The organism is Gemella sp. 27098_8_155 (assembly GCF_041433725.1).
GTDB lineage: Bacteria > Bacillota > Bacilli > Staphylococcales > Gemellaceae > Gemella > Gemella haemolysans_D.
The window spans coordinates 24832-31064 of the sequence record NZ_JAPWCA010000020.1 but is presented as its reverse complement, the minus strand read 5'-3'; the positions used below and the strand labels follow the sequence as shown (position 1 = coordinate 31064).

The window sequence follows — 6233 nt, the reverse complement described above, 5'->3', positions numbered from 1 at the left end:
ATCGATTTTGTCGAGTCACCCCCGCACAGTTTATTAGATATCTAAAAAGCTTTTATAAAGCGAATTTAGATACCAATAAACCACTGCGTCTATGAGTTATCATATACACTTTTTTAAAATTTAGGACTTTTGGGGCAACCCCGTGTGTTCAACTATCCATTATCCATAATTAATTCTATTATTTATAGATTGATTCTCTAAAGTCATCTGTAGTACGTAGGTACGCATTATAGATTTTTTGTTTTAATAAGTGAACCCAACTTGGCGATACATAGCTTGTTGCACGATCAATATTAGTAATATCTTTCGCTACCGCTTCATCAATCATTCGTTGCATCTGTGCGGCACTCGTTATAGTTACTTCTTTTGTACTCTTAGCATCACCTAATTCATATTGAATTGTTATTGGTTTTAATCTGTCTTGTTTAGCTATACGCTCATTAAACATCGCCTTTTTGAAATCAGCCCACGATTTATATTGGTTATTAAATACCTTACTTAATACTAAATCATCAGTTACTAAGCCGACATCTTTTCTTAACCAATCCGAGTACGCTACACTACCTTTTTGTTTAGCTTCTTCTGCATATTTATTCGATACATATGGAATAAATCCATTTTGATATCCTTTTTCAGCTAGAAGCTCATAAGCAGTTTTTCTAAACATAATATCCCCAGGAGCACCTTTTGAGTTACTTAGCCCTGCGTAAATAGGAGAGAACATACTTACCACATGGTATCCATTTCTTACGTATTGACTATTATCTCTATACGCACGACGATTAATAATATTATTATCTATTAATGATTCTAAAGAAGTTAACTTCGCTACTTCCTCATTCGTCAACGGACGAACAGAGTTTCCTGCGTGAGTATCTTTTTTATACTTACTATCTTTTACGTAGAAGTTTTCAATTTTTCTATACCATTTTTTCTTAACATCATTCGATTTAGATACTACAGCTTTAGCTTCCATTGCATCTAATGTGTACAGAACATCATACATTCCATGAACATATTCTTGAAGATCTGCTGCAGATTTATATCGTTCTGTCGGATTATAAGCATGTAACCTTGTAAGAGAATCTTTATCCCCTTTGTATAGCGTATTTAACACTATAGCATCTTTTTCTAAGCTGTCTGCAGATTGTAATAATCCTAGCGCGTATAATTCAGCTCCTAAACCTTCTCTACGACCATTGCCTTCGAAGTAAATATGCCCATCAGAGTTATGAGTCATCTCATGAGTGTAAACTGATGTTCCATATTTATCTAATAATCTATCACTTACGTAATGTACTTCGTAACCGGTAGCATAGGCTCCTGCTGCTGGACTATTTCCATACCATTTTCCTGCTGGTCCAAAGAAATTATAAATAGAATCTATATTCTTATCTGTGGCTGTCGCCCAATAACTTCTTCCTTGCGTATCTTTCATCGCAAATCCATCAATAATTGGAACTGAACGGAATAATCTTTCTTTATATTCAGAAGATAACAAGTTATACCAGATATCATAATGATCTCTTTCCCATTTAGCAGCTTGATCAACTTTTCCATGAACATACTGACGTAATGCATCTCCAGAAAGCACACTACCATCTACAGTATCTCTATAGCGTTCATAACCACCAAATGATAATGTAGACATATTCGAAATAACATACACACTTTCTTCTGGTAGTGTTAATAGTGGTAATAACATTCCTCGATACTTCCATGTAGGAGATGATATTCTATCATACACACCTAATGAATATTTACTGTCTACTGCCGCTTCTTCTTGTTTTTTACGAACTTCTGGAATATCTGATTTAGTCTCTACTATATAAGCTTTAGTATTATTTTTAAACCACTCGTTATTTGTTTTATTAGGTAATAATAATTTACGATAAGCTTCTACGAAGTCAAATACTGTGTCTTCTCCTTTTAACGGAGCAAGTAGACTTCCATATAGTCCCATATTATTTCCACCACGTAAGTTTTCCAACTCACTATTTCCTAGTGAAATAAGTGTATCTAATGTAGAAGTTGCATTATTACCATTGAAGTCGAATTTATACGTAGATAAATCTTTCGTATTCATATCATCATAATTGATATTATACCAACGATTCATATAAGTAAGACCTAATAACAACGCTTCTTTATTGTTTTTAATTTTCTCACTTACATACTCAACTACACCATTACCCATAGTATTCACAGATTTATCCATAGCAAGGATTTTTCTTAAGTGTTCAGAAATATTAGCTTTAACTTGTTCAAACTCTCTATCTAAGTATAAATTATCTATAGCCGCATTATCTGTAACACCAAGAACCTGTTTCATAGCTTCTGAATTGTAAGTCACACCTTGTAAATCAGGTAATACATTATTAATTATCTTCGTATAATCAGATACAAAGGCTTCTGGAGTAAAGATATATTCTTTTCCTGCAACATTATATTCCAACACTTGATTATTTTCGAAACTTCCTTTGAAAGTAACATCTAAATACGCAACAGTATTATCTTTATAATGAAGCATTAGCCTATTAATAGTATTTTTAGCTCCATTAATATCAGTTACTACATTGTTACCATTCATTGGTACAACATCAAGTAATTCTGTAGTATACAATTTATCTGTTTTATCTACCTTATTACCGTAATTTACAACTAATTCTTTATTGTAGAACGGCATTAGTTTTTCGATATTATTATAAGCTACTTTTCTATCTGCTTGAGCTTTACTTAATTTCGTATAATCTACAGTTCGAATATTAGTTTTTAAGAATTCTCCTGTATCTTCAAGAGTCGTAGTTATTCCATAAGTAGCTACTCTCTGGTCTGCTTGCTCTTTAGTTAATTTAGTCGCGTACTTATCGTCTTTTTTATTATTAACAGAAGTTCCAGCATTTACTATATCAGCTCCGTCGTACTGATCTCCAGTAATAGCATAACCATAACCAACATTCATATTGCTGACTACATTGTTAATACGTCCATCTTTCCAAGTAGAACCTACGATTCCTCCGATTCTTGAATAGTTATTACCATTTATTATTTTACCAGATGTGACAGAGTTGTTTATCAACGCTCCACCATCAACTTTACCTGCAATACCTCCGGCATTTTGGTTACTATTACGCGCTGCAGTAGAAATCTGGGCATCTACTTTCGCTCTATCAATTACAGATTCATATCCTGAAATATTACCAACGATTCCACCTGCATAATTTGCACTAGTATTAGCATGGTTCGCTACGATAGCTCCTGTGAATGAGCTGTTTTCTATTACAGTATTAGATGCACTAACTACTAATCCTGCCACAGATTTTCTACCAGCAATCTTACCTTCAACAGAAACGTTACTAATAGTAGCTTTATTCGCAGTCTTCGCTAAAGCTGCCGCATTTTCTCTACTATCTACATCAACATTCTTAAGATCTAAATCACTTACCGTAGCATTATTTAATGTTTCAAATAAAGGTTTTTTAAGATCATAAATCGCATAAGATTTAGTTCCATCAGAACCGATTAACTTACCTGTGAATGCTCCTGTTAAGTAACTTGTCTTATTATTAGGTAAACCTACTTCATCAGCAGTTATATCTGAAGCTAACTTAAAGACACCTGCCATATTACCTTGCATAGCAGTTACAAGACTATTGAACGATGTATAAACTCCATCTTGTTCAGCTTTAGTTTTAGCTACATTGAATGAATAATTATCTTTATACCCTTCTAATCCTTCTTCAACTAGTTGATCTACAGCTGCTGTTACTTTATAATTCCCATCTGCATTTTCCGTAATAGATTGAACAGGTAGATACATTTCTTTAAATCTATCCGATTTAACTTTTGCAAAATAATTCGTTGTATCTTTTGGTACTTCACTTAAACTTAGATATCTACGGTAACGACCATTTTCTTTTCCGTATAATTCTACAGAATCGATATCTTTAATTTCTAGTTTTTTATAATCTAAATTAAAGTTCTTAGTTGAAGCTTCCGTACTATATTCGTCAAAATCTCCTAGGTTATAAGTTAACTTAGTTTTCAATGTGTATGGAGTATAGTAATCTAATCCTTTAATCACTTGTTCCTTGTTAGTATTTTCGATATCAACTTCTTTTACAAGCTTATCACCATTGAAAATTTGAGCTTTCGCAGAAACATAAGCCCAAGTAGGATCTGTTAAGTTATAACTTACAGTTATTGACTTCTTACTTTCATCTTTTATTAAATTAGTAATTTCTACTGTAGGTTTTCTCTTAACAAGTGTTCCTAACTTCACAATTTGTTTTACAGGATCTACTTGCGTACGTGATAACTCTTTAGTCGCTTCAACTTTTCCATTCACCAGATAATCCTCATACTCAATCGTGCGAACTCCATCTCGACCTTGTTGTTCGATTCTACGACGATTTTTCAGAAGCATAGGATCTAAGATTTCCTCGGTTTCATAAGGTAGAGTTTCTTTTTCTGTACGATGCTTAGTTACAAGATCTAGCGCAGGTCGTTCTTCTACAGCAGGTTCTAGTTTTGCACTACCTGTAAACTCTGGAAGAGTTGGTTGCACTAACGCTTCTCCTTCATGTCCTTCTTCTTGTGTTCCTTTTGTCGTTATCACTTCTGAGTATTCTGGAAGAGTTGGTTGCACCAACGCTTCTCCTTCATGTCCTTCTTCTTGCGTTCCTTTTGTCGCTACTGGACCGGTATATTCTGGAAGAGATGGTTGTACTAACGCTTCCCCTTCACGACCTTCTTCTTGCGTTCCTTTTGTCTCTAACGGAAGAGTATATTCTGGTACTTCATGCACCAAGTCTTTCACCTCTTCTCCTCCTGAAGACGCTACTGGACCTGTATATTCTGGAAGTTCAGGCTGCACTAATGCTTCTCCTTCATGTCCTTCCTCTTGTGTGCCTTTTGTTTCTAACGGAAGAGTGTACTCTGGTACTTCATTTACCAATGCTTTTACTTCATCTCCTCCAGTCGATACCACTGGTTTTTCTACTTGAACAGGTTGTGTTGGCTGTGTTGGAGTATGTTCTACAGTTGGTTGCTCTGGTTTAGTTTGAGGTTGTTCTGATGTTGTTGCAGGTTGTGTTTGAACTGATTTTTCTACATTAGCCGGTTGTGTTGGTTGTACTGGAGTAGGTTTTACAGTTGGTTGAACAGGTTTAGCCTGCGGTTGCTCTACTTTGACAGGTTCTGTATAAGTCGGTTTCTCAACAGTCTTCGCCGGTTGTGTTTTTTCAATTTGTTTTTGCGGTTTAACTGTTTCTTTAGGCTCTTGACCCATTTGAACTACTGGTTGTGTTGGTTGTACTGGTTTAACTTTAGGCTGCTCAACAGTATTCGTCGGTTGTACTGGTTTAGCTTTAGGTTGCTCAATAGTATTTATTGGTTGTACTGGCTTTGTTGAGTGTGTTTGTTGTTGTGATTGAACCGGTTTTTTAACATCCTTTTTCTCTTGAGAATTATTTTCTAACGATTTCATCTCAGAAACTTCAAATTTTAAATCTTCACTTGTGAAGTATCCCATATACTTATAACCAGGAATATCAATAACTTGTTTTTCTAAGTCTATATTTCCATTAACATCAGTTAACTTATTGTATTGCACTAAAGCTTTACTTTCTAAAGCAAAAGTTTGATATGGAACTATGACACTTTGTCCCAGTGCTCCTATTAAGACTACACTTAAGACTTTGTTTCTATATTTTTTACTAATTAATAGCACTGCAAGAAATGCTGTACCTACTCCTAATCCTGCCATAGGAAGGGTGTTATTTCCTGTGTTAGGTAGTATCTCTGTTTTAGATGTGTCCTTAACTATTTTTTCATATACTAGATAATATGTATCCTCATTTTTGTATTCTTTCGGAATACTCTCTTTTATTAAATTTTTCTCATTTTCATTCAATTCAGTTTTTTCTACATATTTAAAATTAACATCGGCGGCAGACACCTCTTGCCTAGGTAAATAACTTCCGAACATTAATGCTCCAACAACTATCGGAGCTACACCGAATGATAATTTTCTAATAGAATATTTTAATATCTTATTATTTACATTAATATTTTTCCTCAATAAAATCATCCCCCATTTACTTTTTAAACAAGACTTTTTGGTTGTATACTTTACGTATATTTATTATTTTATCAAAATAAATTGTTATATTCAAGGCATCTGATATATAAAAATTTAGCTCCTTTTTTATAACAGAATAGTATTATTTATT

1 protein-coding gene is annotated in these 6233 nt (G+C 33.9%); it reads right to left on the bottom strand.

The genetic code is table 11. The features are described from left to right. Nucleotides 1–178: 178 nt before the first annotated feature. Nucleotides 179–6091: a ZmpA/ZmpB/ZmpC family metallo-endopeptidase gene (locus O5Y44_RS07710; protein WP_371465878.1), complete on the bottom strand. Its 5913-nt coding sequence runs from the start codon at nucleotides 6089–6091 to the stop codon at nucleotides 179–181. Between the last annotated feature and the right edge of the window lie 142 nt (nucleotides 6092–6233).